Source organism: Collimonas humicola (assembly GCF_018304945.1).
GTDB classification, from domain to species: Bacteria; Pseudomonadota; Gammaproteobacteria; order Burkholderiales; family Burkholderiaceae_D; genus Collimonas; species Collimonas humicola.
This window is the reverse complement of record NZ_JAGQEE010000003.1, coordinates 89,766-115,724: the sequence shown is the minus strand read 5'-3', so window position 1 is coordinate 115,724 and position 25,959 is coordinate 89,766. Positions and strand designations below refer to the sequence as shown.

23 protein-coding genes are annotated in these 25,959 nt (G+C 62.2%); 20 read left to right on the top strand and 3 right to left on the bottom strand.

Going from position 1 to position 25,959, the window contains the following annotated elements:
• Positions 1 to 41 precede the first annotated feature (41 nt).
• Entirely contained in the window at positions 42 to 746 is a 705-nt protein-coding gene (locus KHU30_RS12125; protein ID WP_211442910.1) for a glutathione S-transferase N-terminal domain-containing protein, read from the bottom strand.
• A gap of 154 nt (positions 747 to 900) precedes the next feature.
• Between KHU30_RS12125 and chrA the strand changes: the two genes are divergently transcribed.
• The 17 genes from chrA (at position 901) to KHU30_RS12040 (ending at position 17,232) form a co-directional block, all read left to right on the top strand.
• Positions 901 to 2,085, top strand: coding sequence for a chromate efflux transporter (gene chrA / locus KHU30_RS12120; RefSeq protein WP_211442909.1), 1,185 nt, complete (start codon positions 901 to 903; stop codon positions 2,083 to 2,085).
• 313 nt (positions 2,086 to 2,398) lie between these two features.
• Positions 2,399 to 2,674, top strand: coding sequence for a hypothetical protein (locus tag KHU30_RS12115; protein WP_211442908.1), 276 nt, complete (start codon positions 2,399 to 2,401; stop codon positions 2,672 to 2,674).
• Between the two features lie 404 nt (positions 2,675 to 3,078).
• A complete protein-coding gene (locus KHU30_RS12110; RefSeq protein ID WP_211442907.1) occupies positions 3,079 to 4,383 on the top strand; it encodes an MFS transporter in 1,305 nt (434 codons plus the stop codon).
• Positions 4,384 to 4,642: 259 nt separating this feature from the next.
• Positions 4,643 to 5,407, top strand: coding sequence for an SDR family oxidoreductase (locus KHU30_RS12105; RefSeq protein ID WP_211442906.1), 765 nt, complete (start codon positions 4,643 to 4,645; stop codon positions 5,405 to 5,407).
• 40 nt (positions 5,408 to 5,447) lie between these two features.
• Positions 5,448 to 5,987, top strand: a complete 540-nt coding sequence (locus tag KHU30_RS12100; protein ID WP_211442905.1) for a cupin domain-containing protein — start codon at positions 5,448 to 5,450, stop codon at positions 5,985 to 5,987.
• A 1-nt stretch (position 5,988) separates the two neighbouring features.
• Entirely contained in the window at positions 5,989 to 6,876 is an 888-nt protein-coding gene (locus tag KHU30_RS12095; RefSeq protein WP_211443232.1) for an alpha/beta fold hydrolase, read from the top strand.
• A 9-nt stretch (positions 6,877 to 6,885) separates the two neighbouring features.
• Positions 6,886 to 7,722 (top strand): IclR family transcriptional regulator, encoded by an 837-nt coding sequence (locus tag KHU30_RS12090; protein WP_211442904.1) that lies wholly within the window; start codon positions 6,886 to 6,888, stop codon positions 7,720 to 7,722.
• A 5-nt stretch (positions 7,723 to 7,727) separates the two neighbouring features.
• Positions 7,728 to 8,537, top strand: coding sequence for an SDR family oxidoreductase (locus KHU30_RS12085; RefSeq protein ID WP_211442903.1), 810 nt, complete (start codon positions 7,728 to 7,730; stop codon positions 8,535 to 8,537).
• A complete protein-coding gene (locus tag KHU30_RS12080; RefSeq protein WP_211442902.1) occupies positions 8,530 to 10,245 on the top strand; it encodes a thiamine pyrophosphate-binding protein in 1,716 nt (571 codons plus the stop codon). The genes KHU30_RS12085 and KHU30_RS12080 overlap by 8 nt, the downstream gene beginning before the upstream one ends.
• Before the next feature lie 10 nt (positions 10,246 to 10,255).
• Entirely contained in the window at positions 10,256 to 11,062 is an 807-nt protein-coding gene (locus KHU30_RS12075; protein ID WP_211442901.1) for an aspartate dehydrogenase, read from the top strand.
• A gap of 8 nt (positions 11,063 to 11,070) precedes the next feature.
• On the top strand, positions 11,071 to 12,546 hold the full coding sequence (locus KHU30_RS12070) for an aldehyde dehydrogenase (protein WP_211442900.1): 1,476 nt from the start codon (positions 11,071 to 11,073) through the stop codon (positions 12,544 to 12,546).
• 38 nt (positions 12,547 to 12,584) lie between these two features.
• Positions 12,585 to 13,550 carry a VOC family protein gene (locus tag KHU30_RS12065; RefSeq protein ID WP_211442899.1) on the top strand — a complete coding sequence of 322 codons (966 nt, stop codon included), beginning with the start codon at positions 12,585 to 12,587 and terminating at the stop codon, positions 13,548 to 13,550.
• Between the two features lie 14 nt (positions 13,551 to 13,564).
• Positions 13,565 to 13,732 (top strand): hypothetical protein, encoded by a 168-nt coding sequence (locus KHU30_RS12060; protein ID WP_211443266.1) that lies wholly within the window; start codon positions 13,565 to 13,567, stop codon positions 13,730 to 13,732.
• Positions 13,732 to 13,965, top strand: coding sequence for a recombinase-like helix-turn-helix domain-containing protein (locus KHU30_RS12055; RefSeq protein ID WP_211442898.1), 234 nt, complete (start codon positions 13,732 to 13,734; stop codon positions 13,963 to 13,965). The genes KHU30_RS12060 and KHU30_RS12055 overlap by 1 nt, the downstream gene beginning before the upstream one ends.
• A gap of 28 nt (positions 13,966 to 13,993) precedes the next feature.
• Positions 13,994 to 15,019: an aromatic ring-hydroxylating oxygenase subunit alpha gene (locus tag KHU30_RS12050; protein ID WP_211442897.1), complete on the top strand. Its 1,026-nt coding sequence runs from the start codon at positions 13,994 to 13,996 to the stop codon at positions 15,017 to 15,019.
• Complete coding sequence (locus KHU30_RS12045; RefSeq protein ID WP_211442896.1) at positions 15,016 to 15,966, top strand: PDR/VanB family oxidoreductase; 951 nt, start codon at positions 15,016 to 15,018, stop codon at positions 15,964 to 15,966. Before KHU30_RS12050 ends, KHU30_RS12045 begins: the two co-directional genes overlap by 4 nt.
• A 180-nt stretch (positions 15,967 to 16,146) precedes the next feature.
• Complete coding sequence (locus KHU30_RS12040; RefSeq protein WP_211442895.1) at positions 16,147 to 17,232, top strand: porin; 1,086 nt, start codon at positions 16,147 to 16,149, stop codon at positions 17,230 to 17,232.
• Between the two features lie 65 nt (positions 17,233 to 17,297).
• Here the strand turns inward: KHU30_RS12040 and KHU30_RS12035 are convergent, their stop codons facing one another.
• A complete protein-coding gene (locus KHU30_RS12035) occupies positions 17,298 to 17,915 on the bottom strand; it encodes a trimeric intracellular cation channel family protein (RefSeq protein ID WP_211443231.1) in 618 nt (205 codons plus the stop codon).
• Positions 17,916 to 17,924: 9 nt separating this feature from the next.
• A complete protein-coding gene (locus tag KHU30_RS12030; protein ID WP_211442894.1) occupies positions 17,925 to 20,297 on the bottom strand; it encodes a penicillin-binding protein 1A in 2,373 nt (790 codons plus the stop codon).
• Positions 20,298 to 20,447: 150 nt separating this feature from the next.
• On the opposite strand from KHU30_RS12030, the gene KHU30_RS12025 reads away from it, so the two are divergent.
• The 3 genes from KHU30_RS12025 (at position 20,448) to KHU30_RS12015 (ending at position 25,897) form a co-directional block, all read left to right on the top strand.
• On the top strand, positions 20,448 to 21,335 hold the full coding sequence (locus KHU30_RS12025) for an HTH-type transcriptional regulator ArgP (RefSeq protein ID WP_211442893.1): 888 nt from the start codon (positions 20,448 to 20,450) through the stop codon (positions 21,333 to 21,335).
• A gap of 187 nt (positions 21,336 to 21,522) precedes the next feature.
• A complete protein-coding gene (locus tag KHU30_RS12020; RefSeq protein ID WP_211442892.1) occupies positions 21,523 to 24,264 on the top strand; it encodes a TonB-dependent receptor domain-containing protein in 2,742 nt (913 codons plus the stop codon).
• A gap of 121 nt (positions 24,265 to 24,385) precedes the next feature.
• A complete protein-coding gene (locus KHU30_RS12015; protein WP_456236967.1) occupies positions 24,386 to 25,897 on the top strand; it encodes a thioredoxin family protein in 1,512 nt (503 codons plus the stop codon).
• Positions 25,898 to 25,959 lie beyond the last annotated feature (62 nt).

The following is a 25,959-nucleotide window of genomic DNA, read 5'->3' as shown; positions in this document are numbered from 1 at the left end:
CTGTCGGACGGCAGTTCCGGCGGCAGTCCTTTGTCGGTCGTTCAGGAGCGTTTCGGAATCGTCAGGCCGGCTATCACCGCCGGACGTGCGAGGAAAGCGTTGAGGGCTCGCGTGACGTGCGGAAAATCGGCAATGCCGACCAGGTCGCCGGCTTCGTAGAAGCCGATCAGGTTGCGTATCCACGGGAACGTAGCGATGTCGGCGATGGTGTAGGCATCGCCCATGATCCAGCTGCGTTCCGCCAGGCGCTGGTTGAGCACTGCCAGCAGGCGTTTCGATTCCGCCGCGTAGCGGTCGCGCGGACGCTTGTCTTCGTAATCCTTGCCGGCGAACTTGTTGAAAAATCCAAGCTGGCCGAACATCGGTCCGATGCCGCCCATCTGGAACATCAGCCACTGTATCGTTTCGTAGCGGCCGGCGGGATCGGCCGGCATGAACTTGCCGCTCTTGTCCGCCAGGTACAGCAGGATCGCGCCCGATTCAAACAGCGGCAGCGGCTTGCCGCCGGGGCCGTCGGGATCGATGATGGCGGGGATCTTGTTGTTCGGGTTGAGCGACAGGAATTCCGGCGAGGCCTGGTCGTTGCTTTCGAAGCTGACCAGATGCGGCTCGTAAGGCAGGCCGGTTTCTTCCAGCATGATCGAGATCTTGACGCCGTTGGGCGTCGGCAGGGAGTACAGCTGGATGCGGTCTGGTTGCAGTGCAGGCCATTTCCTGGTGATAGGGAAAATCGAAAGATCGCTCATGAAAATTCCTTGTTGGCTGATATTGATCTGTTTGAAAATTCGGCGGCGCCGGAATGTCAGACCGGAAGATTAACAGGCTTCTCGACCGCCGGCTTTGAGCGGCAGCGTTTGGCCTAAGATGCAGGCGGACAGAAAAATCACAATCCCTCCGAAAATGCGCGATTCCCCCGATTCCCCCTTAACGGTATTCCTCGTCTTTCTGCGGCTGGGCCTGACATCGTTTGGCGGACCGGTCGCGCATCTCGGTTATTTCCGGACGGAGTTCGTGGAGCGGCGCCAATGGCTGGCCGAGTCGGCCTATGCCGACCTGGTGGCGCTGTGCCAGCTGCTGCCCGGGCCTGCCAGCAGCCAGGTCGGCATTGCGCTGGGCCTGACCCGGGCCGGCTATGCGGGAGGATTCGCCGCGTGGCTGGGATTTACTGCGCCGTCGGCGCTGATGCTCATCCTGTTCGGTCTCTTTGTCGCGCATAGGGACGCTGCCTTGGCCGGCGGCTGGCTGCATGGATTGAAGGTGGTCGCCGTGGCAGTGGTGGCGCAGGCGCTGTGGGGGATGGCGCGGAGCCTGACGCCGGATGCGAAACGGGCCGCTATCGCACTGGTCGCGGCGTGCATCGCTGTGGCCTTGCCCAACGCCGTCGGCCAGATCGGCGTCATCCTGGCGGGAGGCGTGGCCGGCGTGCTGTTTCTGAAGGCGGCGCCGGTCTCCCTGGAGAAACTGCCTGCCTCGCGCATCAGCCGCCGCGCCGGCGTTGCGGCCATCGCGCTCTGCCTGGCGTTGCTGGCGACGCTGCCCTTGCTGGCAGAGGCTTCCGGACGCTATGTCGCCGAACTTGTCGATGTGTTCTTCCGGGTGGGGGCGCTGGTGTTCGGCGGCGGCCACGTGGTGCTGCCGCTGCTGCAGGCGGAAGTGGTGCCCAGGGGCTGGGTTTCGAACGAGCTGTTCCTGGCGGGATATGGCGCGGTGCAGGCCGTGCCCGGGCCTTTATTCACCTTCGCCGCCTATCTTGGCAGCGTATCGTCCCGGATGCCCAACGGTTGGCTGGGCGGGCTGCTTGCCGTCGCGGCGATTTTTCTTCCATCGTTCCTGCTGGTCTGCGGCGCGCTGCCGTTCCTGGAAGCGCTGCGGCAGCATGCCGGCGCCAGAAGGGCTTTGACGGGCATCAACGCGGCGGTGGTCGGGCTGCTGCTGGCGGCGTTCTACAACCCGGTCTGGAGCGGCGCTATCCTGAGGCCGGCCGATTTCTGCCTTGCGGCGCTGGCGTTTTTCCTGCTGCTGGCCTGGAAATGGCCGTCCTGGCTGGTGGTTGTGCTGACGGCGCTTGCTGCAACCGTTATTTGAGATTTGCCGCAGCGATAAGCCTGTGGCTTGCGTTAATGGGTGTGAGCGCACGCTGATCCGGGCAGCTTTTCAGTCGCCCGCATTGCCGCCCCGGTCCGCCGGCGATACCTGTCACTTTCAACAGTATTTTTTCTCAGGGCATGCGACTAGGATAGCCTTCTAATTTCCTTTTGGAAATATTTTCAAGCTGCTGGATTCTCGGGATGGGCGCCGCTGCGGCGCAGCATGGTTTCTGGATTTTTTGTAGCCTGTCGCTGGAAGGCCGCGACAGTGACGGGCATCCGAACATGCGGTCATCATAAGGGTGAACATCATGACAACAGAATTTCCGGGTGGCTGGAGCTCCTTTGACTATGAAATCACGGGCGTAGCAAGAGCAGTGCTGAAAGAAGCGCTGGATGGCTTTGTCGGGGTGAACTACGTGCCCTCGGCTTTCGCCACGCAAATCGTCGCCGGCACGAATTACTGCTTCCTGTGCACCGGGGAGGTTGTCGCGCCAAACGCTCCGCGCTTCCCAGCGTTGGTTCACGTGTTCAAGCCGCTGAACGGCAAAGCCCACATCAGCGAAATCATCAGAATCAAGCCTTGATGGAATCCATCCTGTAAGGGTTCAATCGGGACAATCAGCAACACCCCCGGCCAGCCACGGCTCCCGGGGGTTTTGTTTGCCTGCGTTTTTGCAAGTCTTCCTCTCTTTGCCGGCGCCTCTCCAATTCCCGCTACGCGTAGCAGCGCAATCCCATCCCCTTTTGCATTGCGGGCCGCTCGTCCGGCGGCGATCCGTCGAACAATCCGGCATATCAACTTGTCTTGCATATAAAACAGTAAATCGCATGCAAAACAAAAAATCCTTCCATTTCCCAAATTCTCTGCTATATTTTGAGGCAATAGCTCCATATATGAGTCATTGTTTTATATATGAAACAAAAGACGACTAACTTGTGCAGGCAAGCGGACGCTACTAAAAAATAATTCAATAACATTGGAGATTTTATGAAGTCGAATAGCGGCCGCTGGTATGGCGTGATTACCTTGTTTATCGTCGTCGCCATCTCGTATGTGGACAGGATCAACATTTCGGTGCTGATCACCGATCCGGCATTTCTGAATCATATAGACATCGCCAAGGGCGACCGCGCCAGCCAGGGGTTCCTGGCCACGGCGTTCATGCTGGGCTACGGAATTTCCGCTTTTATCCTGACGCCGTTCTGCGCCGCCTTGTTCGGCGTCCGCCGCAGCCTCATCTACGGCCTGGCCATGTGGGGCGTGGTTACTTTCATGACGCCGCATTTCCATGGCTACGGCATCCTGGTGGCGTCGCGCGTCTTGCTCGGGGTGGCGGAAGGGCCCTTGTTTTCCCTGGCGTCGTCTTACATCAAGGCGCATTTTGAAAGTCGCGAAAACGGCAAGCCCAATTCTTTCGTCAACATGGGAACCGGCCTTGGCCTGGCGCTCGGCTATCCGATCGTCGGCTACATGCTGCTCAGCTTTCATTGGGAAATGTCGTTCTACCTGATCGGCCTGCTGAATATCGTGCTGGGCATCCCGCTGGTGCTGGCTTTTGTCCGCATGCCGAAAATGGCGGTGTATGCGGAGCGGCCGAGTTCGCTGGGCGATGCCATGGCGCGGGCGGGCGAGATCATCAAAGGCGCGCTGAAGACACGTAACCTGATGCTGGTCACGATCCTGACGTCGGCCGCGCTGGCGTATTTGTGGGGCAGCAGCAACTGGCTGCCGGCCTACCTGAAAGAGGCGCGCGGCTTCTCGATCAAGGAAATGGGCTGGCTTGCCTCCTTGCCGCAGTACGCACTGGTGCTGGCCGTGCTGCTGGGCGGCGTCATCATCGACAAGATCGAGCGCAAGCGCGTGCCTTTCATCTTCATGGCGGCCAGCCTGGGCGTGGCTTTGTCGGTGCTGTTTGCCATCAATGTGGCGAGCCCCTACTGGGCCGCCTACAGCCTGATTGCCGCCAATTTCTTCTGGGGGCTGCTCAGTCCGGCGATACCCAGCACCGTGCAATATTATTCGCGCCCGGAGCATATCGCCAGCGCCTTCGGCGTGGTCAACGGCACCGGCAGCCTGGTAGCGGGATTCATGCCGGCCCTGATGGGAGGCGTGATCAGCGCCGTCGCCGCGGGCTCGGGAGCGTCGGCCACCGCCGGATCGGGTTTTTTTGCCGGATTTGCATTGCTGATCGGCACCCAGCTGGTGGTGTTCGCATGCGGCCTGATTCTTTGGCTGCGCCAGCGAAGCGACCTCCAAATGACCGCCGCTGCTGCGTCTGGCATCGGCGCATAGCGATCCATGGGCGCCCCTCGGCAAAGTCGAGCGCTTCCGGCTGTCTCGGGACAGCTGCCGAGGCCGGCGCCTGAACAGGACGCGCTATTTGTAACATTTCATATATAAATCATCGACTTATATAAGAATCAAAAAGAGACAAAAGGAAGGAAAAACCCTAGCTTTTTGCGAAATATCTGATATATTTCAATTTAACGACTCATATATAAATCATTGGTTCATATATGAAACAAATAAATATCACGACAACGGGCCACATATGACGCAGAGCATTCAACTACTGGCAGGGCGGCGGATTCTGATTACCGGCGCGGCACGCGGCCTGGGATTGGCGTTTGCGGCCGCCGCAGCGGAAGCCGGCGCCAGCGTGGCGCTGGCGGACATTCTGGAAGACAGCTTGCAGCAAGCGCTCGCCGGCCTGCAGCAGCGCGGCCTGAAAGTGGCTGGATTCAAGCTCGACCTGGCCGATCCGCAATCCATCGAGCAATGCAGCGGGCAGGCAATAGCCTGGCTTGGCGGACTCGACGGCCTGGTCAATAACGCCGCCGTGACCAATTCCGGCGGGCGCACCACCGAGCAGCTGGAAATCGCGATGTGGGACAGGGTCATGGACGTCAACGTGCGCGGCACCTGGCTCATGACCAATGCCTGCCTGGCGGCGCTGCGCCAGTGCGGCCGCGGCAGCATCGTCAACCTGGCTTCCGACACGCCGTTGTGGGGCGCGCCCAACCTGCTGGCTTACGTGGCGAGCAAGAGCGCGGTGATCGGCATGACGCGTTCGCTGGCGCGCGAGCTGGGCGCCGACAACATCACCGTCAACGCGATAGCGCCGGGCCTGACGCTGGTGGAAGCGACTGAATATGTGCCGCAGGCGCGTCATCAGATGTACCACGACCATCGCGCCATCCAGCGCGAGCAGCTGCCGGAAGACGTCTGCGGCGCGGTCGTTTTTGCCCTGTCAGATTTGTCCCGCTTCTATACCGGGCAGGTCATGGCCGTCAACGGCGGCTTTGTCATGAACTAAGTCAGTACTCACCAGAACGCACTAACGCAAGGAGAAACCAATGACAGATTTATCCGGACAACAGAATATCGAGCGCAGCTGGGACCGGGCCGAGGGCAGCAGTTTCGGCCAGTGGATGGATAGCCGGGTGGCGCGCTTTTCCAGCCGCAAGTACGACTGGAACGCCTTGAAATTCCAGGCCGACCACGATCCCAAATACCGCCGCGCGCAAATGCGCTACATCGGCACCGGCGGCACCGGCGTGGCCAGCGACAGCAGCGTGATTCCATCCGAGCATTTTACTTTTTCCACCATGATCATTCCGGCCGGCCATGAGGGGCCGCCGCACCTGCACGTGGACGTCGAGGAAGTATTTTTCGTCCTCCGGGGCAAGCTCAAGCTGGTGCTGGAGAAAGACGGCGAGCGCTATGAAACCGTCCTGACCGAGCGCGATGTGGTGTCGATTCCGCCCGGCGTGTATCGCGAAGAAATCAATATCGGTGAAGAAGATGCGCTGATGTGCGTGATGCTGGGCGCCAAAACGCCGGTCCGCCCGACCTATCCTGCAGACCACCCACTGGCAAAGATCAAGCGTGACTGACATGACCGCCATCCCGTCCACCTGCAGCCACCTGCAGGACGCCATCGATTTGCTGCATGCGCGCTTTGCGGAGCGCAGCGTCGATGTCGGCGGCAGCGCGATTTCCTACCGCAGCTGCGGGGCGGAAACGGCTGCGAAAACCGTGGTGCTGCTGCACGGCATAGGTTCGGGCGCCGCGTCATGGCTGCAATGCGCGCTGGAACTGGCGGGCGATGCGCGGGTGATTGCCTGGAATGCGCCGGGCTACGGCGCTTCCTCGCCTTTGCCGATGGCAAGCCCGAGCGCGGCGGACTATGCGATCCGCCTGCAGCAGTTCTTGCAGGCCATGGGCATCGCCGACTGCATTCTGGCAGGACATTCGCTGGGTGCAATGATGGCGTCAGCCTATGTGGCGCAGGAGCCGGGGCGCGTCTCGCAATTATTGCTGATCAGCCCGGCGCAAGGTTACGGCAGCGATGACAAGCGTGCCCGCGGCCGGCAGGTTGCGCAGCAACGCCTGGCTGCGCTGGAAGATCCGGGTATCCAAGGCATGGCGCAGAAAAGCCCGGAGCGCATGCTGTCGCCGCAGGCTGGCGACCTGGCGCGGGCCTGGGTGCGCTGGAATGCGCTAACGCTGAATCCGGCAGGCTATGCCCAAGCGGTGCGCATGCTGTGCGGCGACGATATCCAGCGTTATCTTTCCATGACAGCCGGGCCGGCCGCTGTGCCGGTTATGGCAGTCTATTGCGGCGCCGACGACATTGTCACCACGCCGCAAGACAGCAGGGCGCTGGCAGAGGCTTTCCAGTTGCCGTTTCAATTGATAGAGGCCGCCGGCCACGCCTGCTATGTCGAGCAGCCGCAAGCGGTAGCCGCAGTGATACGTTGTCATCTTGATCAACTCTTTTAAGAAAACATCATGAATAAAATCGAGCTGCCAGAAGAAGAAATGCAAGATAAATACCAGGTTCCAGGCCTGGAGCGGGGGTTGCGCCTGCTGTGCGAATTCAGCCGCCAGGACAAGAGCCTGTCGGCGCCGGAATTGGCGCGCCGGCTGAGCGTGCCGCGCTCGACGGTGTTCCGCCTGCTGACCACGCTGGAGCGCATGGGCTTCGTCGAACGCAATGAAGGCGGGCGCGACTATCGCCTCGGCATGGCTGTGCTGCGCCTGGGATTTGAATACCTGGCTTCGCTGGAACTGACGGAGATCGGCCGGCCGCTGCTGGATCGCCTGCGCGACCAGATTTCCCATCCCTGCAACCTGGTGGTGCGCGACGGCCGCTCCATCGTCTATGTCGCCAAGTCGGTGACGCCGACCGCATTCGTCAGTACAGTCAATGTCGGCACCCGCCTGCCGGCCCATGCCACAGTGCTGGGCCGTGTCCTGCTGGAGGACCTGTCGCTGGCGGAACTGCGCGAGCTGTATCCGGAAGAACATCTGGAAAGCTTCTCCAGCAACACCCCGAAAACCGTGGTCGAACTGTTCGACATGGTGCAGCAGGACAAGGCGCGTGGCTATGTGCTGCAGGAAGGTTTCTTCGAAGCCGGCATCTCGACCATCGCGGCGCCGGTGCGCGATCATTCCGGCAAGGTGGTCGCCGCGATGGGGGCGACGCTGCCTCTGCCGCACATCCAGCCGGACCAGCTCGGTGAAATCGTGCGCAGCGTGCGCGCCGCCGCCGGCGAGCTGTCGGCTTTGCTCGATCACGCTCCTGAGAAATCGGGCAGCAAGGTCGTCAACATGTGGCGGGAGTGAGCAGCATGAGCATGGTGAGACTTGAAGGCAAGGTGGCTGCGGTTACCGGCGGCTCCTCAGGGATCGGCCTGGCGACCGTTGAGCTGCTGCTGGAAGCAGGGGCCGCGGTGGCATTCTGCGGCCGCAACCAGGAGCGCCTGACGCAGGTCGAAGCCATGCTGCGCCTGCGCTTCCCGCAGGCAAAAATATACTGCGGCGTATGCGACGTGCTGTCGCAAGAGCAAGTGCAAGCCTTCGCCGCCGCTGTCGAGAAGAATCTCGGCGCGGTATCGATGCTGGTCAATAACGCCGGCCAGGGCCGCGTCTCGACCTTTGCCGATACCGGCGACGAAGCCTGGATGGAAGAATTGCGTCTCAAGTTTTTCTCCGTGATCTATCCGACCCGGGCCTTCCAGCCGCAATTGCAGCGCAGCGCAGGCGCCGACGGCGCTGCCGCCGTGGTCTGCGTCAACTCGCTGCTGGCGCTTCAGCCCGAACCGCACATGGTAGCGACTTCCGCCGCGCGCGCCGGCGTGCATAACCTGGTGCGTTCGCTGGCGACAGAATTCAGCCCGCTCGGCATTCGCGTCAACGGCATCCTGATCGGACTGGTGGAATCCGGCCAGTGGCGGCGCCGCTACGAAGCGCGCCTTGAACGCGAGATGTCGTGGGAACAATGGACCCAGGCGCTGGCGCAGAAAAAAAATATCCAACTCGGTCGTCTCGGCCATCCCCAGGAAGCCGCGCGCGCCATCATGTTTCTGGCGACACCGCTTTCTTCGTACACAACTGGCAGTCATATCGACGTTTCAGGAGGACTTTCCCGCCATGCCTAAAAAGACTCAACCCCTAGAACAAGTGACGGTCGGCTGCGCCATCGCAGCTTTCCTTGAACAGTGCAGCGTCAAGGCGGCCTTCGGCGTGATCTCGATTCACAACATGCCTATCCTGGATGCCTTCGGCGAACGCGGCAAGATCCGCTTCGTCATGGCGCGCGGCGAAGCAGGCGGCGCCAACATGGCCGATGCCTATGCCCGCACCACCGGCGGCCTGGGCGTCTGCCTGACCAGCACCGGCACCGCTGCCGGCAACGCCGCCGGCGCCATGGTCGAGGCGCTCACCGCGGGTACTCCTCTGCTGCACCTGACCGGCCAGATCGAGACGCCTTACCTGGACCAGAGCCTGTCCTACATCCATGAAGCGCCGGATCAGCTCAGCATGCTCAAGGCGATCTCCAAGGCGGCATTCCGCGTGCGCAGCGTCGATACCGCCATCAGCACTGTCAAGCTGGCGGTGCAAACTGCGCTGACGCCGCCCATGGGGCCGGTCAGCGTCGAAATTCCCATCGATATCCAGGCCGCCATGATCGCCATGCCGTCCGATCTGCGGCCCCTGCCGATACCGGGCAACGCGCCATCGGCGCATGCGCTGGACGAACTGGCGGCGCGCCTGCTCAAGGCCACGCGGCCGATGCTGTGGCTGGGCGGCGGCGCGCGCCACGCCAGCAAGCAGGTGAAGCGCTTGCTCGATCTCGGTTTCGGCATCGTCAGCACGACCCAGGGCCGCGGCATCGTGCCGGAAGACGATCCGCGTTCGCTGGGCGCCTTCAACCTGCACAAGCCGGTGGAGAATTTCTACCAGACTTGCGACGCGGTGCTGGTGGTCGGTTCGCGCCTGCGCGGCAACGAGACCCTGAAATACGAACTGAAACTGCCGCAGGCACGCTATCGCATCGATGCCGATCCGGCTGCGGAAGGGCGCTGCTATAACAGCGACTACTTTGTCTGCGGCGACGCCGCGCTGGCGCTGGACGGCCTGGCCGACCGCCTGCAGGCGATGCAGATCGATCCTGGTCTGATCGGCGATCTGCAGAAGGCGCGCGAAAGCGCAGTGCACAGCCTGGTGGACGGGCTCGGCCCATACAGCGCCCTGGTCGAGCAGCTGCAAGCAGCGGCCGGGCGCAATTTCAACTGGGTGCGCGACGTCACCGTTTCCAACAGCACCTGGGGCAACCGCTACCTGCGCATTTTCGATCCGCTGGCAGGCGTGCATGCGCTGGGCGGGGGCATCGGCCAGGGTCTGGCGATGGGCATAGGCGCCGCGGTCGGCGCGGCGGTGACGGCATCCGGCAAGAAGACTTTCTGCCTGGCGGGAGACGGCGGCTTCATCCTTAACCTGGGCGAACTGGCGACCGCGGTGCAGGAGCGCGCCGACATGGTGATCGTGCTGATGAACGACCAGAGCTACGGCGTCATCAAGAATATCCAGGATGCGCAATACGGCGGCCGCCGCCATTACGTCGAGCTGCATACGCCGGACTACGCGCTGCTGTCGCAATCGCTGCAGCTGCGCCATGTCCGCATCAGCAAGCTGAGCGACCTTGAAAGCGGCTTGCGCGCGGCGCTCTCTGAAACAGGACCGTTCCTGCTGGAAATCGACATGCTGTCGATCGGCAAATTCAAGACGGCATTCGCCGGGCCGCCGGTGAATGATGAAAAGCCGGAAGAAAAAGCGGCGGAACAATCCGTTGCAACGCTAGCCTGAGGAGAAGCACATGCTGCATGTTTCGATGATAGGTTGCGGCGCCATCGGCCTGGGCGTGATGGAATTGCTGAAGAGCGATCCGGAAGTCGCCTTCGATGCCGTCATCGTGCCCGAGGCGCACATGGAGACGGCGCGGCCGCTGGTGTTTTCGCTGGCGCCGCACGCGCGGGTCGCCAATCGCCTGGAAGAGCAGGGCCAGCGGCCCGACTTGCTGATCGAATGCGCCGGCCACAAGGCGATCGAAGAGCACATCATTCCGGCATTGAAACGCGGCATTCCCTGCATGGTGGTGTCGATCGGCGCGCTGTCCGAACTGGGCCTGGTGGAACGGCTGGAAGCGGCGGCGCGCGAGGGCAAGACCCAGGTGCAACTGCTGTCCGGCGCGATCGGCGCCATCGACGCCTTGTCGGCGGCGCGGGTCGGCGGCCTCGATTCCGTGGTCTACACCGGCCGCAAGCCGCCCGGCGCCTGGAAAGATACGCCGGCCGACGGTCTGTTCGACCTCGACAAGCTGCAAACCGCAACTGTCATCTTTGAAGGCACGGCGCGCGAAGCTGCGCGCCTGTATCCCAAAAACGCCAACGTCGCCGCTACCCTGTCGCTGGCCGGCCTGGGCCTGGACCACACCCAGGTGCGGCTGCTGGCCGACCCCGGCGTCACGGAAAACGTCCATCACGTGGAAGCCAAGGGCGCCTTCGGCGGCTTCGAGCTGACCATGCGCGGCAAGCCGCTGGCCGCCAATCCGAAAACATCGGCCCTGACGGTGTTCAGCGTGGTGCGCGCGCTCGGCAATCGCGCCCACGCCTTATCAATCTGAGGAGTGACATGAATTCTACAGACACACTGCCGATCTGCATCGCCGGCAACTGGCGGCAGGGGCAGGGCGATCGCTACGCCAGCCTGTATCCGGCCACGGGCGAAGCAGTGGCCTGGCTGCGTGCCGCCAGCCTGACCGACGTCGAAGAAGCCATCAGCGGCGCCGACCATGCTTTCCGCACCAGCGGCTGGGCCCAGCGCAAGCCGCATGAGCGCGCCGCGGTGCTGCATCGCGTAGCGCAGCTGATACGCGAGCAGGCGGAATACCTGGCGCAGCGCCAGCGCCTGGACAACGGCAAGCCGATCAGCGAAACGCGGGCGCTGGTAGCCAGCGCCGCCGGCACCTTCCAGTTTTTTGCCGCAGCCTGCGAAACCATGGAGGACACCATCACGCCGATGCGCGGCGATAACCTGACCATGAGCGTGTACGAGCCGATGGGCGTGGTCGCCGCCATCACGCCATGGAACTCGCCGATCGCCAGCGAAGCGCAAAAGATGGCGCCGGCGCTCGCCGCCGGCAACGCCGTGGTGGTCAAGCCGGCGGAAGTGACGCCGCTGATGGCGCTGGAGCTGGCGCGCATCTGCGACGAAGCCGGCGTGCCGAAGGGATTGATCAGCGTCTTGCCGGGCAAGGGCTCGGTGATCGGCGACGCCATCACCCTGCATCCGCTGGTGCGGCGCGTCTCCTTCACCGGCGGCACCGCCACCGGCAAGCACATCGCCCATATCGCCGCCGACAAGATGATGCCGGTTTCGCTGGAACTGGGAGGCAAGTCGCCGACCATGGTGTTCGAGGACGCCGATCTTGCCCATGCGGTGGCCGGCGTGCTGTACGGGATATTCAGCTCCTCCGGCGAGTCTTGCATTGCGGGCTCGCGCCTGTTCGTCGCCCGCGGCATATACGACGTTTTCATCGAACGCCTGGCAGCCGGCGCGGCAGCCCTGCGCGTCGGCGATCCGGCCGACGAACGTACCCAGCTGGGGCCTCTGATCACGCCGCGCCATCGCGATTCGATCGAATCGTATGTGGCGATGGGCGTGGCCGACGGCGGCCGCATCCGCACCGGCGGCAGCCGGCCGCAAGGGGCGCTGTACGAACGCGGAAATTATTATTCGCCGACCCTCATCGAGGGCCTGAGCAATCGGCAGCGCATCTGCCAGGAAGAGATTTTCGGACCGGTGCTGGTGGCCATGCCTTTCGATGACGAACAGGATTTGATCGAGCAAGCCAACGACAGCGTGTATGCGCTGGCGGCCGGCATCTGGACTCGCGACTACAAGAAAGCCTGGCGCTTCGGTCGCGCGGTACAGGCCGGCAACGTCTGGATCAATACCTACAAGCAGTTGTCGATTTCAACGCCGTTCGGCGGCTGGCGCGACAGCGGCCTGGGTCGCGAAAAAGGCCGGCTCGGCATTTTGCAATACATGGAGCAGAAGAGCATGTATTGGGGCCTGAATGAGCAGCCTTTGCCTTGGGCGAGCTGAACGGCAGTAATAAAGAGGTAAAGCGAGGAGACACGGTAATGGATGTATTAGGCATAGATGAAATCACCTACGGCGCGGACGACCTGCCGTTGTGCAAGAAATTTTTTTCCGACTGGGGCATGGTGCAGGTCCTGGAGAGCGAGAGCGCGCTGGTGTTTGAAACGCAGAACGGTTGCCGGGTGATCGTCAAGCATAGCGGCGATCCCGGGTTGCCGCCGGCGATAGAAGCCGGCCCGACCTTGCGCGAAGTGGTCTGGGGCGTATCGTCGGTTGAAGTGCTGGAGCGTTTCGCCGGCCGCATTGCCGGCTTGCCCGGCTATGTGAACCAGGGCCAGCGCATCGGCTGTACCGATCCGAACGGCCTGGCGGTACGCTTCCAGGTCACGCGCAAGCGCGAGATAGAAGTCGAGTGCGCTGAAATGAATACCTGGTCCCACAAGCATCGCATCAACCAGCGCAGCCCGGCCTACGAACGCGCCGCGCCTATCGAAGTCGGTCATGTGGTGTTTTTCGTCAAGGACGTGCAGGCTTGCGAAAATTTTTACTGTGACAATTTCGGCTTCGTGCCATCCGATCATTACCCCGGGCGCGGCGCCTTCCTGCGCTGCGCCGCCGAGGGCGGCCATCACGATATTTTCCTGCTGCAGCCGCCCGAGGCGCGCGCCGGCCTGAACCATGTCGCGTTTACCGTGCGCGACATCCACGAAGTGTTCGGCGGCGGCATGCATATGTCGCGCCAGGGCTGGGATACGCAGCTGGGGCCAGGCCGACATCCGATCTCATCGGCCTACTTCTGGTATTTCCGCAATCCCGCCGGCGGCCTGATCGAATACTACGCCGACGAAGACCAGCTCAACCAGGATTGGCAGGCTCGCGACTTTGAGCCCGGTCCTACCGTGTTCGCCGAATGGGCGATCGACGGCGGCATCGACGGCAATACCCGCCGCCAGAAAAATGCCGAAGGACCAAGCGGCAAATTCCTGACCGACCGCGGCAAGTCCTGAGGCGAGGCAATCACATGTCAGCATTGAAAACCGAGAGCGGGCGGCCAGAAACCATGCTGCTGGCGAATGTCGAATTCGAGCGCAGCGTTTGGGACGCCTATCGTACCGAATGTTATCCCGCTTGCGATTTTGTACCTGTGCGTGAGCGTATCCGCGAACGCGTAAAAAATGGAGGTCAGTAATGAACGATGCAAAACAGGATGTCTATCTCAATCCGCACCAGGCGCGGCGGCGCCAGCCGACCCAGTTTGAAGACTTGCTGGGCGATTCCATCGAACGCGCATTTGCAGCCGGCATCCACGACTTGCCGGGGCTGGTAGCCCATCTGAACCGCACCGGACCGGGTTGCCCGCTCAACGGCGGCATCTGGACCGAGACTTTGTATCAAGAAGAAATCGCCAGACTGGCGGCGTAAGCCGACCGAGTCATTCAGGAGAATAGTGATGAGAACGACAGCCAATGATCCGGTTGAAGCGGTGCTGAGCGCCGGATTGAAAGATTTGTGGTATCCGATTTGCCCTTCCGATTTCGTCGCCGAGCGTCCCGTGTCGCTGCGCCGCCTGGGGCGGAAATTCGTCATCTGGCGCGAAGCGTCCGGTAAATTGCATGCGCTGGAAGACCATTGCCCGCATCGCGGCGCGCCATTGTCGATGGGGATCGCCCTGGGCGACCGTATCGCTTGCGGTTATCACGGCGTGCAAGTGCGTTTCGACGGGGTTGTCACCAGCGTGCCTGGCAGTCCTGGCTGCAAGCTCGAAGGCGCGAAAGCGACCCGTTCCTTCCACGTGCAGGAAGCCTGCGGTGCGATCTTCCTGTACAACTCCAGCGCCGATGTCGAGCAGCCGCCGCCGTTGCAGCTCCCGGAAGAACTGACCAGTGATGAATATTCCCACTTCCTGTGCTACACCGAATGGAAGGGCGGCTACCGCTACGTGCTCGACAACGTGATGGATCCGATGCACGGCACTTTCTTGCACAAGCAGTCGCACTCGATGGCAGAGGGCGACAGCACGGCAACCTTCCGCGTGCGCGAAACCGACATCGGCTTTGTATTTGAAAAAGAAGGCCAGACCGGCGTCAATTTCGACTGGACGGAATGGGCCGATACAGATCTTCACTGGATGCGCCTGGCGATTCCCTATCCGAAAACCGGCGGACCCGGCGGCAGCTTCTACATCATCGGCAGCTATGCCCCAATCAGCGATAACGTCGCCGCGGTGTTCCACTGGCGCTGCCGCAAGGTGAGCGGATGGCAGCGCGATACCTGGCGTTTCCTCTATCGCAACCGCCTGGAGGCGCGCCATTGGGCGGTGCTGGAGCAGGATCGCGTCGTGCTGGAAGTGATGGAGCCGGACGCCAACCAGCACGAAATGCTGTACCAGCACGATATGGGCATCGTCCGCCTGCGCCGCCATATGCGCAACCTGGCCAAGGAGCAGCTGGCCAAAGCTGAGAGCCAGACAGCATGAGCAACTCACTGATTACAGTGCGCGTGCAGCAGATGCGCTACGAGGCCAAAGGCATCCTCAGCATGGAGCTGGTGGCGGCCGACGGCAATGCGCTGCCGCCTTTCGAAGCCGGCGCGCACATCGACCTGCATCTGGCTAACGGCATTGTGCGCAGCTATTCCCTGCTGAACGCGGCGGCCGAGCGCCATCGCTATGTGGTCGGCGTGCTCAACGATCGCAACAGCCGCGGCGGTTCGCGCTACGTGCATGAACAGCTGCGGGTCGGCGCCGACATGAAGATTTCAGCGCCGCGCAATAATTTTCCTCTGGACGCGTCCGCCGCGCACTCGGTGCTGATTGCCGGCGGCATAGGCATCACGCCGATCTCTTGCATGCTGAACCAGCTGCGCAGCGAGGGCAAGTCGTGCGAACTGCTGTACTGCGCGAGATCGCGCGGCGAAGCGGCGTTCAGCACGGCGCTGCTGCGGCAGGATGGCGTGAACGCGCATTTCGACGACGAACAAGGCGCACCGTCCGATCTGCGCGCCTATCTGGCAACCAAGCCGAAGGATGCGCATTTCTATTGCTGCGGACCGACGCCGATGCTCAATGCGTTCGAATCCATATGCGCCGAGCTGGATTTGCCGAATGTGCATATCGAGCGCTTCGCTGCCGCCGACAATGTCGCCGCGGTGCAAAGCGGGGAATACGTGGCAGAACTCGCGCGCAGCAAGAAGACGGTCGCGGTGCCGGCCGGGAAATCGCTGCTGGACGCCTTGCTGGATGCCGGCCTGGAAGTTGAGCACAGCTGCCGCGAAGGCGTTTGCGGCTCGTGCGAAACCCGGGTGCTGGAAGGCGAGCCCGAGCATCGCGACGGCGTGCTCAGCAAGAGCGAGCGCGCCTCGAACAAGGTGATGATGGTGTGCGTATCCGGCTGCAAAGGAAAGCGCCTGGTGCTCGACCTGTAGTCGCAAAAGAATGCCCGAGTATGCTTCGGGCATTTTTTTGCGCAATCTTTTTTATGGAACGCTGATTTATATATGAAACGAATATCGGCGATCCGGCAAGCTCACATCTCGTAAGCGCGGGGCATATGGGGACGGTGGACACGGCTACGCCGTGGTAATTCGATGAAGGGGGAGACAAGCATGAAGAAAATATTGATCGCCTTGGCGGCAAGCGGCCTGGCGGCGAGCGCATCTGCGCAAAGCAATGTGACGATTTACGGCAGCCTGGACGCCGGCGTTGCCTATGTCAATAATTTAGGCGGAAGTTCTGTGGTGCGACTGGACCAAGGCACCATGCAGCCCGACCGCATCGGCTTTCGCGGCAGCGAAGACCTGGGCGGCGGCCTGAAAGCTACTTTTCAGCTGGAAAGCGGATTTTATACCGACACCGGGGCCCAGCCATCGGCCGGGAAGCTGTTCAACCGCATGAGCACGGTTGGCCTGTCCGGCGATTTCGGCGCCGTGACCATGGGCCATATGCCGGATATCGTGTTCGATTACGCCGGCAAGCTCAGCAACGGCTATCAGCTGACCAACTGGTATCTGTTCCATCCGGGGAATCTGGACAGCCTGGCCAACACCTACCAGTTCGACAACGCCGTGCGCTACACATCGCCGACCTTCGCCGGTCTGCAGATGAGCGGCATGGTCGGCTTCGGCGAGGTCGCAGGCGATAACAGCAAGGGCCGCAACGTGAGCGCCGGCGCCAGCTATGTGAATGGTCCTTTGCGGGCTGTCCTGGCTTATTCCAAGCTGAACGACCGCCCGGCCGGCTATGCCGGCGCTTTCCTCGGCAGCCTGAAGCTGGGCAGCGCAGCGACCGTCTTCAACAGCTTGACCACGGTGGCGGCAGGGCTTGGATACACGTTGGGCAGCGTGCGGCTGAACGGCATCTACACGCAGACCAAGATCGCCTTGCCGACAGAAATTTCTCCGAAACAGAAAAACCTGGACCTGGGCGCGGCATGGCACTATGCGACGGCCGATACCTTGAATCTCGGATACGGCTTGTCCAAGCTGGAAGGCGCGCGCTGGAACACGTTCAGCCTGAGCAATGTGCATGCGCTCTCCAAGCGCACTGAGCTGTATCTGCAGGCAGCCTATCAACGGGCCGGCGGCGACGCCAGATATGCCGTGATGAATGGCACCGGCGCCGGCGGTTCAACCGGTGTCTCCGGCAGCGCCAGCCAGCTGGTGACGACAGTCGGCATGCATCATTCGTTCTAAGACGGAAACCGCGGAACAGGGGCCGCCCGCGCGGCGGTCCCGCATCCCTTGAAACTAGCGGAGCGCTACTCGAATCCCCGGATGCCGCTGCCGTTGAAACTCGGCAGCTTCCAGTGGAAGCGCATGGCCAGCAGGCGGCACAGGAAGCCGCTGCCGATGGCGGCCAGCGGCGCAACCGCCGGATCGACATCGAGCCACAGCAGGCCGACATACAAGGCGCCGGTAAGCAAGGCGATGGTGGCGTACAGCTCGCGCTGCAGCACCAGCGGAATCTGGTTGCACAAGACATCGCGCAGCAGGCCGCCGAAGACGCCGGTAATCATGCCGGCCAGGATCACGATGCCTGGCGCCATGCCGTTGGCGCGGGCGATGTCGCAGCCGATCACGCTGAACGCCACCAGGCCGAGGCCGTCGACCACCAGGAACACGTTGCGCAGATGGTGCAGGAAGCGCGCCACCAGGGCGGTGACGAGGGCGGCGCCGACGGTGAACAGCAGGTATTGCGGATGGGCGATCCAGCCCAGCGGATAGTTGCCCAGCAAGACGTCGCGGATGGTGCCGCCGCCAAGCGCGGTGATGGTGCCGACCACGCAGATGCCGAACAGGTCCATGTCGCGCCGCATGCCCATGATGGCGCCGGACATGGCTTCGGCCACGATCGCAATCAGATAGATGGTATGCAGAAGCATGGCTTAGTCTCCGGAAGAAAACAGTTTCAGGATCTGCTCGCGTTCCTGTGCCGCGTTCAAGGCTTCTTTTTCAAGCGCCGGGCCGGCGCTGCCGTCAGCCTGGCACTTGAACTTGCTGTGGATGAAGGGATTGCTGTCCGCCAGGCAGCTGCCCTTCAGGTACTCCGAATAGACATAGTCGCCGTCGTAGACGCTGAGCCCTGCCGGCTCGTCCCGTACCTGTTCGCTGCGGTCCTTCACCGCGACTTGCATGTAGCGGCTCCAGATCGGCAGCGCCGCTACGCCGCCGGTGGTGTTGCCCAGCGATTTAGGCTGATCATAGCCCAGCCACACCACCGACACCACGCCCGACGAATAACCGGCGAACCAGGCGTCATAGGCGTTGTTCGAAGTGCCGGTCTTGCCGGCGGCATCGCCGCGCGCCAGCACCTTGGCGCCGCGGCCGGTGCCGGCTTTCACGACGTCCTGCAGCATGCTGTCCATGATGTAGGCATTGCGCGCGGAGACGACTTTTTTGCCCGGATTCTTGCGGGCGCTGTCGGCAAACAGAATCTGGCCGGAGCGGTCGCGGATTTCCTTGATCAGCCGCGGCGCCTGCGAATAGCCGCCGTTGGCGAACACCGCATAGGATTGCGCCAGCTGCAGCGGCGTCACGGCGCCGGCGCCGAGCGCCAGCGGCAGCGAGACCGGATTGCGTTCGGCCAGGAAGCCGAACTGCGTCGCAAACTCTTGCACGTAGCCGGCGCCCGAGGCTTGCATCAGGCTTACGGCCACCAGGTTCTTGGAACGCATCAGGCCGCGCCTGACGGTGATGAAGCCTTCGTAGTTGTTGCCGAAATTGCGCGGCCGCCAGGCGCGGGCGCCGGTTTCCTGCGGCAGCAGGACGCGCTGCGTATCGTCGACCATGGTGCCCGGGAAATATCCCTTTTCCAGGGCGGCGGAATAGACAAAAGGCTTGAAGCTGGAGCCGGGCTGGCGGAACGCTTGCAAGGCGTGATCGAAAGGATTGCGGAAAAAGTCGAAGCCGCCGGCCAGCGCCAGGATATCGCCGTTCCTGGCGTCGACCGAAATCAGCGCTCCTTCCATTTCCGGCGTCTGGCTCAGCAGCCAGCGATCGGAGCTGTCGCGATAGGTGCGGATGACCGAGCCCGGGACGATGCTGCGCTTGTCGCTGGCCGGCAATTTGGCCCAGCCGCCGGCGATGCGCGGATCGATGGCGCTGATCTGCAGCGCTTCGCCATTGCGCAAGACGACCTTGATCAGCTTCGGCGAGACTGCGGTGACCAGCGCCGCGAGGATTTCGCTGCTGTCCGGATAGGGCAGCAGCAGTTTGTGTATTGTGCGAACCACGTCAGCGCTGGCGATTGCGGCCAGCTGCGCCTCCGGACCGCGATAGCCTCTGCGTCCCTGCGCATCCAGCAGGCCCGAGCGCAGCTGCTTGTCGGCTGCCAGCTGCGGCTCCATCTGGATGGTGGTGGTGACATCCAGCCCCATGGTGTAGGCGCGCTCCTGATACAGCTGGATCACCATCTGCCTTGCTTCCTCCACTGCGTAGGCGGCTTCCCGCACCGACGGATTGCGGCTGGGGTTGAGCGCAAGCTTTTCTTCCATAGCCTGCTGGAATGCATCCGGCTTGAGATAGCCGAGTTCCAGCATGCGCTGCAGGATATAGTGCTGGCGCGTCTCCGCGCGCTGCGGATTGGCGACCGGGTTATAGGCCGACGGCGCTTTCGGCAAGCCCGCCAGCATCGCCGCTTCGGCCGCGCTGATCTGATCCAGCGGCTTGTCGAAATAGATGTTGGACGCCGCCGCGAAGCCGTACGAACGCTCGCCGAGATAGATCTGGTTCATGTACAGCTCCAGCAGCTTGTCCTTGCTGTACTGCTGTTCCAGCTTATAGGACAGCAGGATTTCCATCAGCTTGCGCTGCAGCGTTTTTTCGCGCGTCAGGAAGAAGCCGCGGGCCACCTGCATGGTAATGGTGCTGGCGCCCTGTCCGTGCTGGCCGCTGCTCAGGTTGGCCAGCGTTGCGCGCAGCAGGCCGGTGAAATCGACTGCGCCGTGCTCATAGAAGCGCGCATCCTCGATGGCCAGCAGGGCCTGGCGCATCACCAGCGGAATTTTTTCAATGGGGAGGAATTCGCGGCGCTCCTCGCCGTATTCCGCCAGCAGGATGCCTTCGCTGGAATAGATCCGCAACGGCAGCGCCGGATTGTATCGAGCCAGGTGGTCAACCGAAGGCAGCTGCTGCCAGGCCTGGCGCAGCCAGTAGCCGCCGGCGAGGCCGGCTGCCAGCATCAGGCCGATGCTGAAACCGAGGATGAATTTGAGACGACGGGGAAGTCGCGATGTTGCTTGCTCGGCTGCTGGCCGCATGGTCGCTCCTGTTGAAATGGCGCACGAATCGAAAGCGAACGCGGATGAATGACTTTGAGAGCGGTCATTGTGAAGGCAGCAGGCGATATACTTAGCAGAATTAAGTATTATTAAGTAGTCATAAATATTTCTTATGCAAGGATGGCGCGCATGAACCTCAATCCCAAACACACCGAGGCGTTTCGCGCGGTGATCGAGAGCGGCAGTTTCGAGCAGGCTGCCTTGCGCCTGCACCTGACATCGCCAGCCATATCCCAGCGCGTGCGTGCGCTCGAAAGCCAGCTTGGCAATGCCCTGATCGTACGCAGCCGGCCGGCGCGCGCTACCCGTATGGGGCAGCGCCTGATGCAGTACCTGAAGCGGGCGGAACTGCTGGAAACCGACCTGGCGGCGGAACTGGCGGTGCAGCAGGATGCGCCGCTGACCCTGGTGCTGGCGCTCAACGCCGATTCCATCGGCACCTGGTTTTTTCCGGCATTGTCGGAGGTGCTGATACGCGAGCGCGTGCTGCTGGACCTGACCGTGGAAGACCAGGACCATACCTATTCGCTGCTGGAGACCGGGCTGGCGATCGGCTGCATCAGCACCGAACCGAAACCGATGCGCGGCTGCTCGGCCGAGCTATTGGGCGTGATGCGCTACTGGCTGGTGGCGTCGGCTGGCTTTCGCGACCACTGGTTCCCGGACGGCCTGACGCGCAAGGCTGCGCGCACGGCGCCGGTGGTGGCCTATACCCACAAGGATACTTTGCAGTCTTCCTTCCTGCTCAGCAAACTGGGGCTGCCGGCGGGCGCCTATCCTTGCCATTATGTGCCGGGCGCCGCCTCGCATTTCAACGCCATCCGCTACGGCCTGGGCTACGGCATGGTGCCGGAACTGCTGCTCAAGGCTGCCGGCAAGAAGGATGACATGGTCCATCTGGCGCCGACCCGGCCGCTGGAACTGGCGCTGTACTGGCATACCTGGAAAGTGCAGTCGCCGCGCATGGAAAACCTGTCGCGGCAGATTATTTCGGCGGCGCGGAAAATCCTGAAATGAGCGTTTTTCCTGTGCCGGAAAATGCCTTCGGCCTAGCGGCCTGGCTGCCGCCGCCGCTGTTTGCGTAATGCATAAGGATATGTAAATACATCAGTTTTTATTTCTCTGTGGATACTATATTCTCTTTTCCCATTAAAGAACGCAACAGTTCTTTACAAAAGAAAACATGGGGAAGGAATAGATACGCATGCACAGATTCAACACCTGGCCGGTGCGCTCCGCACTGTCGCTATTGATCGCTTATGGCGTTCCGTACGCCTATCAGTCAGCACAAGCACAAACCACACAACCCGGCCCGGCGGCGGACGATGCTGCAGGCAGCGACGGCAAGCAAGTATTGGTCACCGGTTCGCGCATTCCGCGCGCCAGCAAAGAGGGGCCGACCAGCGTCACCGTGATCACCGGTGAAGATATCGAGAAGCAGGGTTATCGCAATGTGTTCGATGCTCTCAGCGCGCAGACGCAAAATACCGGCATGACGCAGGGCGCCGATTTCGGCAATACCTTTACGCCGGCGGCGAACACCATCAGCCTGCGCGGCCTCGGTCCGAACCACACCCTGATCCTGGTCAACGGCCGGCGCGTCGCCGATTACCCGGTGGCGTACGAAGGCGCGGTCAACTTCGTCAACCTGGCGAATATCCCTTCGGCCCTGGTCGACCGCATCGAGATACTGAACGGCGGCGCTTCCGCGGTATATGGTTCCGATGCGATTGCCGGCGTGGTCAACGTCATCCTCAAAAAGCGCGCCGAGGGCTTCGACCTCAACGTCAAGGCTGGCGGCGCCCAGCACGGCGGCGGCTCCAGCCAGCGCATCCAATTCACCGGCGGCGGCAGCAGCGGCAACCTGAGCGGCGTCTTCGGCGTGGAACTAAGCCGCACCCAGCCGATCTGGAGCCGGCAGCGCGATTTCATGTCGTCGGCCTCTTCCGACGGCACGGCGCCGACACGCATATTGTCGCGCCAGAATGTCGATAGCGGGAAGTATGTCGATCCGGGCGCCAATAACTGCGCCCAGATAGGCAATCTCTTCTACGACAGCGTGGTGCCGGTGCAGTCGAAAAAAGGCCCGTATTGCGGCAGCGGCAAGGCGCAGCCGGCGTTCTGGACCACCATGACGCAGAATGAAAGCGAGAACCTGTTCGGCAGCCTGACTTATCAGCTGACGCCCAAGACCGAGGTGTTTAGCGACCTGATGCTGGGATTTAACGCTACCCAGAACAATACGCGCGGCCCGAACTGGACTTCGGAAGGCGGCGGCAACGGCTATTTCTACAACCAGAACAGCGGCGCCAACGAGAGCTGGTCGCGCCGCATTTCGCCGGAAGAGATCGGCGGCGCGACGCGCTACAACCGCAAGTGGAACGACGTCGCCGGCAACTGGACTGTCGGGGTGCGCGGCGATATTCCTGCCACCAGCAGCTGGAACTACGAGGCGGCCTACAATATTTCCGCCTACACCAGCCGCCAGACCGCGCCGGTGCTGCTGAGCAAAGTGGATAGCTTTTTCCTCGGTCCGCGCCTGGGCTACGACAGCGACGGCGTGGCCATCTACGCGCCCGATCCCAAGCGGCTTAGCCAGCCGCTGACGCCTGACGAGTTCAACTCGATTGCCGGCGAATCCATCAGCCGCAATAAATCCTGGACCCAGACCTTGAGCCTGAGCGCCAACGGCGAGCTGTTCAATCTGCCGGCCGGACCGGTGCGCCTGGCCGCCGTCACCGAATTCGGCAGCCAGGGCTTCAGCAATACGCCGGATCCGCAAATCAACCAGGGCGTCTTCTACAACCAGTCGAACGCCGCCGGCGCCAGCGGTTCGCGCAAGCGCTATGCGCTGGGTACGGAGCTGAATATCCCGCTGCTCAAGCAACTGGTGGCTACCGTCGCCGGACGCTACGACGAGTACGACTTCGCCGGGCGCAGCGACGGCAAGTTCACCTATAACACCGGGCTGGAGTTCCGTCCCGCCAAAACCCTGCTATTCCGCGGCAACTACGCTACCAGCTTTCGCGCGCCGGATATGAACTACATCTATTCGTCGACCACGCGCGGCTACTACTCGTCCACCACCGATTACTACCGCTGCGCACTGGCGGGACAGCCGCTGGCAGGTTGCGACTACAATAATTACTCGCCCGGCGCCAACTACATCCAGACCGGCAGCAAGGACCTGAAGCCGGAAAACGGCAAGTCATGGAGCTACGGCGTGGTGTGGTCGCCAAGCTCCGACTTCGATGTCTCGGCCGATTTCTGGCGCATCCAGATCGATAACCTGGTGACCAATCTCGATTCCGACATCATCCTGCGCAATGAAGCCAATTGCCGCGCCGGCCAGCTGGACATCACTTCGCCCACCTGCGTCGATGCGCTGGCGCGGGTGGTGCGCAATCCGCCCACGGCGATCTACCAGCCGAATGCGATCCAGAACATCCTGGTCAATCCGATCAACGCGGCGCAGGAACGCACCAGCGGCCTCGATTTCAGCGGCAAGTGGCGCATCAAGGGCGGCGGCGCCGGCGATTTCCTGCTGAAGGCGAACTACACCAAGGTGCTGAGCCATCACTACCGCCAGTTTGCCAGCGATCCCGACCAGGATCTGCTGAACTCGCTGACCAATCCGGACTGGGGTTCCAAGGTCAACGCCAGCGTCGCCTGGCTGCGCGGTCCGTGGACCAGCACGGTGCAAGTGACGCGCTACGGCAGCTTGCCGAGCGCCGACCAGACCCGCCGCATCTCGCCGTTCGCGCTGGTCAACCTGAGCGCCAGCTACCAGATCAGCCGGCAGGCTTCGATTGCGCTGATCGTCAACAATGTGTTCAACTCGGTGAAGCAAGACAATACCGGCGGCTGGCCGTATTATCCTACCGGTAACTACAATCCCTACGGCCGCATGGGATGGCTGGAATTTAATTATCACTTTGGTTCTTAGGGCCAGACGCGGCCGGCTTAATTTCGGTGTCAATAATTTATACAAATACACGATGAACATCCAATCTGCTACCGCTGCCATTGTCGCTACCCTGATATGCGCAGCCGGGCCGGCGTCCGCGCTGCCCGCCGCCGGCCAAAAGCCTGCGGCCTCTGCTACTGCTGCTGCTGCTGCTGCTGCGGCCGAAGGCATCAACTGGTATGAAGGCGATGTCGACGCCGCTTTCGCCTTCGCCAAGGCCAATAACAAGCCTTTGTTCCTGTACTGGGGTGCGACCTGGTGTCCGCCCTGCAACCAGGTCAAGGCAACCATATTTAACCGCCAGGGCTTTATCGAACGCTCGCGCTTCTTCGTGCCGGTGCATATCGACGGCGACAGCGCCGGCGCGCAAAAGCTGGGCGAGCGTTTCAAGGTGCGCGGTTATCCGACCATGATCCTGTTCAAGCCGGACGGCAGCGAAATCACGCGCCTGCCGGGCGAGGTCGATGCGGACCGTTATCTGCAGACGCTGACGCTAGGCATCAGCGCCAACCGTCCGGTGCGGCAAACCTTGCAGGCGGCGCTGGCCGGCGGCAAGCTGAGCGCCGATGAATGGCGTCTGCTGGCTTACTACTCGTGGGACACCGATGAACAGCAGCTGGTCAATGGCAAAGACTTGCCGGCGACCCTGAAGCGGCTGGCGGCGGCCAGCCCGGCCGGCGATATCGCCAACCGCCTGGCGCTGAGCGCGCTGGTGGCAGAGGCAAAACCGGACGCGGCGGGGGCGGTCGACAAGACGGCAGCGGCGGCGCAGTTGAACAAGACGCTGGCGGATGCGCGCAGCTCCCGCGAGAACATGGATATCCTGACCAACTATCCGGCCGAGCTGGTGCAACTGGCGAGCGACCCGAAATCGGCGGCGCGCAGCAAGCTGCTGGCGGCAGCCAACCTGGCCATGCAGCGCCTGTCGGCAGATGCAAGCTTGTCGAAAACCGACCGGCTGTCGGCGCTGGCTGCGCAGGTATCGCTGGCGCGCATAGACAATCCTGACGGCGCCTTGCCGCCGGCGCTGCTGAAACAGGTGAAGCAAAAAGTAGCGCAAGCCGACCGCGCCACTACCGACGCCTTCGAGCGTCAATCCGTGATCAATACCGCGGCGCATGCCTTGAGCGATGCCGGCCTGCTGGACGATTCGGACAGCTTGCTGAAGGCCGAGCTGAAGCGCTCGCATGCGCCTTACTATTTCATGCTCAGCCTGGCCTCGAACGCCAAGAAACGCGGCGACAAAGCGGCTGCCATCAATTGGTATGAGCAAGCCTATCAGGCGGCCCAGGGCCCGGCCACACGCCTGCAATGGGGCGTTGCTTATCTGTCCGGCCTGCTGGAACTGGCGCCGCAAGACGAAGCGCGCATCGAGAAGGTGGCGCACGGCGTGTTCCAGGAACTGGGCGGGACCCAGAATGCGTTTTATGAACGCAATCGTTCGGTGCTGGAACGTCTCGGGCAAAAGCTCACGGCCTGGAATAACGGCGGCAGCCATCAGGCGGCGGTGGGGCGCTTGCGCGGCCAGCTCGATGGCGTCTGCGCCAAGCTGCCGACGGCGGATGACCAGCGCGCGGCCTGCCAGGGTTTGCTGAGTCCGACGCGGGTATAGCGGCAGGCGGGGCAGGCAGGGAAAAGCCGCGAAGACGGGATATTTCCCGGCAAATGGGGTAC

Coding starts and splice junctions, on each gene's coding strand:
- KHU30_RS12105 (WP_211442906.1), top strand. CDS start 4,643: ATGACGCAGAGCATTCAACTACTGGCAGGGCGGCGGATTCTGATTACC.
- KHU30_RS12045 (WP_211442896.1), top strand. CDS start 15,016: ATGAGCAACTCACTGATTACAGTGCGCGTGCAGCAGATGCGCTACGAG.
- KHU30_RS12080 (WP_211442902.1), top strand. CDS start 8,530: ATGCCTAAAAAGACTCAACCCCTAGAACAAGTGACGGTCGGCTGCGCC.
- KHU30_RS12100 (WP_211442905.1), top strand. CDS start 5,448: ATGACAGATTTATCCGGACAACAGAATATCGAGCGCAGCTGGGACCGG.
- KHU30_RS12115 (WP_211442908.1), top strand. CDS start 2,399: ATGACAACAGAATTTCCGGGTGGCTGGAGCTCCTTTGACTATGAAATC.
- KHU30_RS12060 (WP_211443266.1), top strand. CDS start 13,565: ATGTCAGCATTGAAAACCGAGAGCGGGCGGCCAGAAACCATGCTGCTG.
- KHU30_RS12050 (WP_211442897.1), top strand. CDS start 13,994: ATGAGAACGACAGCCAATGATCCGGTTGAAGCGGTGCTGAGCGCCGGA.
- chrA (WP_211442909.1), top strand. CDS start 901: ATGCGCGATTCCCCCGATTCCCCCTTAACGGTATTCCTCGTCTTTCTG.
- KHU30_RS12070 (WP_211442900.1), top strand. CDS start 11,071: ATGAATTCTACAGACACACTGCCGATCTGCATCGCCGGCAACTGGCGG.
- KHU30_RS12125 (WP_211442910.1), bottom strand. CDS start 746: ATGAGCGATCTTTCGATTTTCCCTATCACCAGGAAATGGCCTGCACTG.
- KHU30_RS12055 (WP_211442898.1), top strand. CDS start 13,732: ATGAACGATGCAAAACAGGATGTCTATCTCAATCCGCACCAGGCGCGG.
- KHU30_RS12090 (WP_211442904.1), top strand. CDS start 6,886: ATGAATAAAATCGAGCTGCCAGAAGAAGAAATGCAAGATAAATACCAG.
- KHU30_RS12025 (WP_211442893.1), top strand. CDS start 20,448: ATGAACCTCAATCCCAAACACACCGAGGCGTTTCGCGCGGTGATCGAG.
- KHU30_RS12110 (WP_211442907.1), top strand. CDS start 3,079: ATGAAGTCGAATAGCGGCCGCTGGTATGGCGTGATTACCTTGTTTATC.
- KHU30_RS12030 (WP_211442894.1), bottom strand. CDS start 20,297: ATGCGGCCAGCAGCCGAGCAAGCAACATCGCGACTTCCCCGTCGTCTC.
- KHU30_RS12040 (WP_211442895.1), top strand. CDS start 16,147: ATGAAGAAAATATTGATCGCCTTGGCGGCAAGCGGCCTGGCGGCGAGC.
- KHU30_RS12075 (WP_211442901.1), top strand. CDS start 10,256: ATGCTGCATGTTTCGATGATAGGTTGCGGCGCCATCGGCCTGGGCGTG.
- KHU30_RS12065 (WP_211442899.1), top strand. CDS start 12,585: ATGGATGTATTAGGCATAGATGAAATCACCTACGGCGCGGACGACCTG.
- KHU30_RS12095 (WP_211443232.1), top strand. CDS start 5,989: ATGACCGCCATCCCGTCCACCTGCAGCCACCTGCAGGACGCCATCGAT.
- KHU30_RS12085 (WP_211442903.1), top strand. CDS start 7,728: ATGAGCATGGTGAGACTTGAAGGCAAGGTGGCTGCGGTTACCGGCGGC.
- KHU30_RS12020 (WP_211442892.1), top strand. CDS start 21,523: ATGCACAGATTCAACACCTGGCCGGTGCGCTCCGCACTGTCGCTATTG.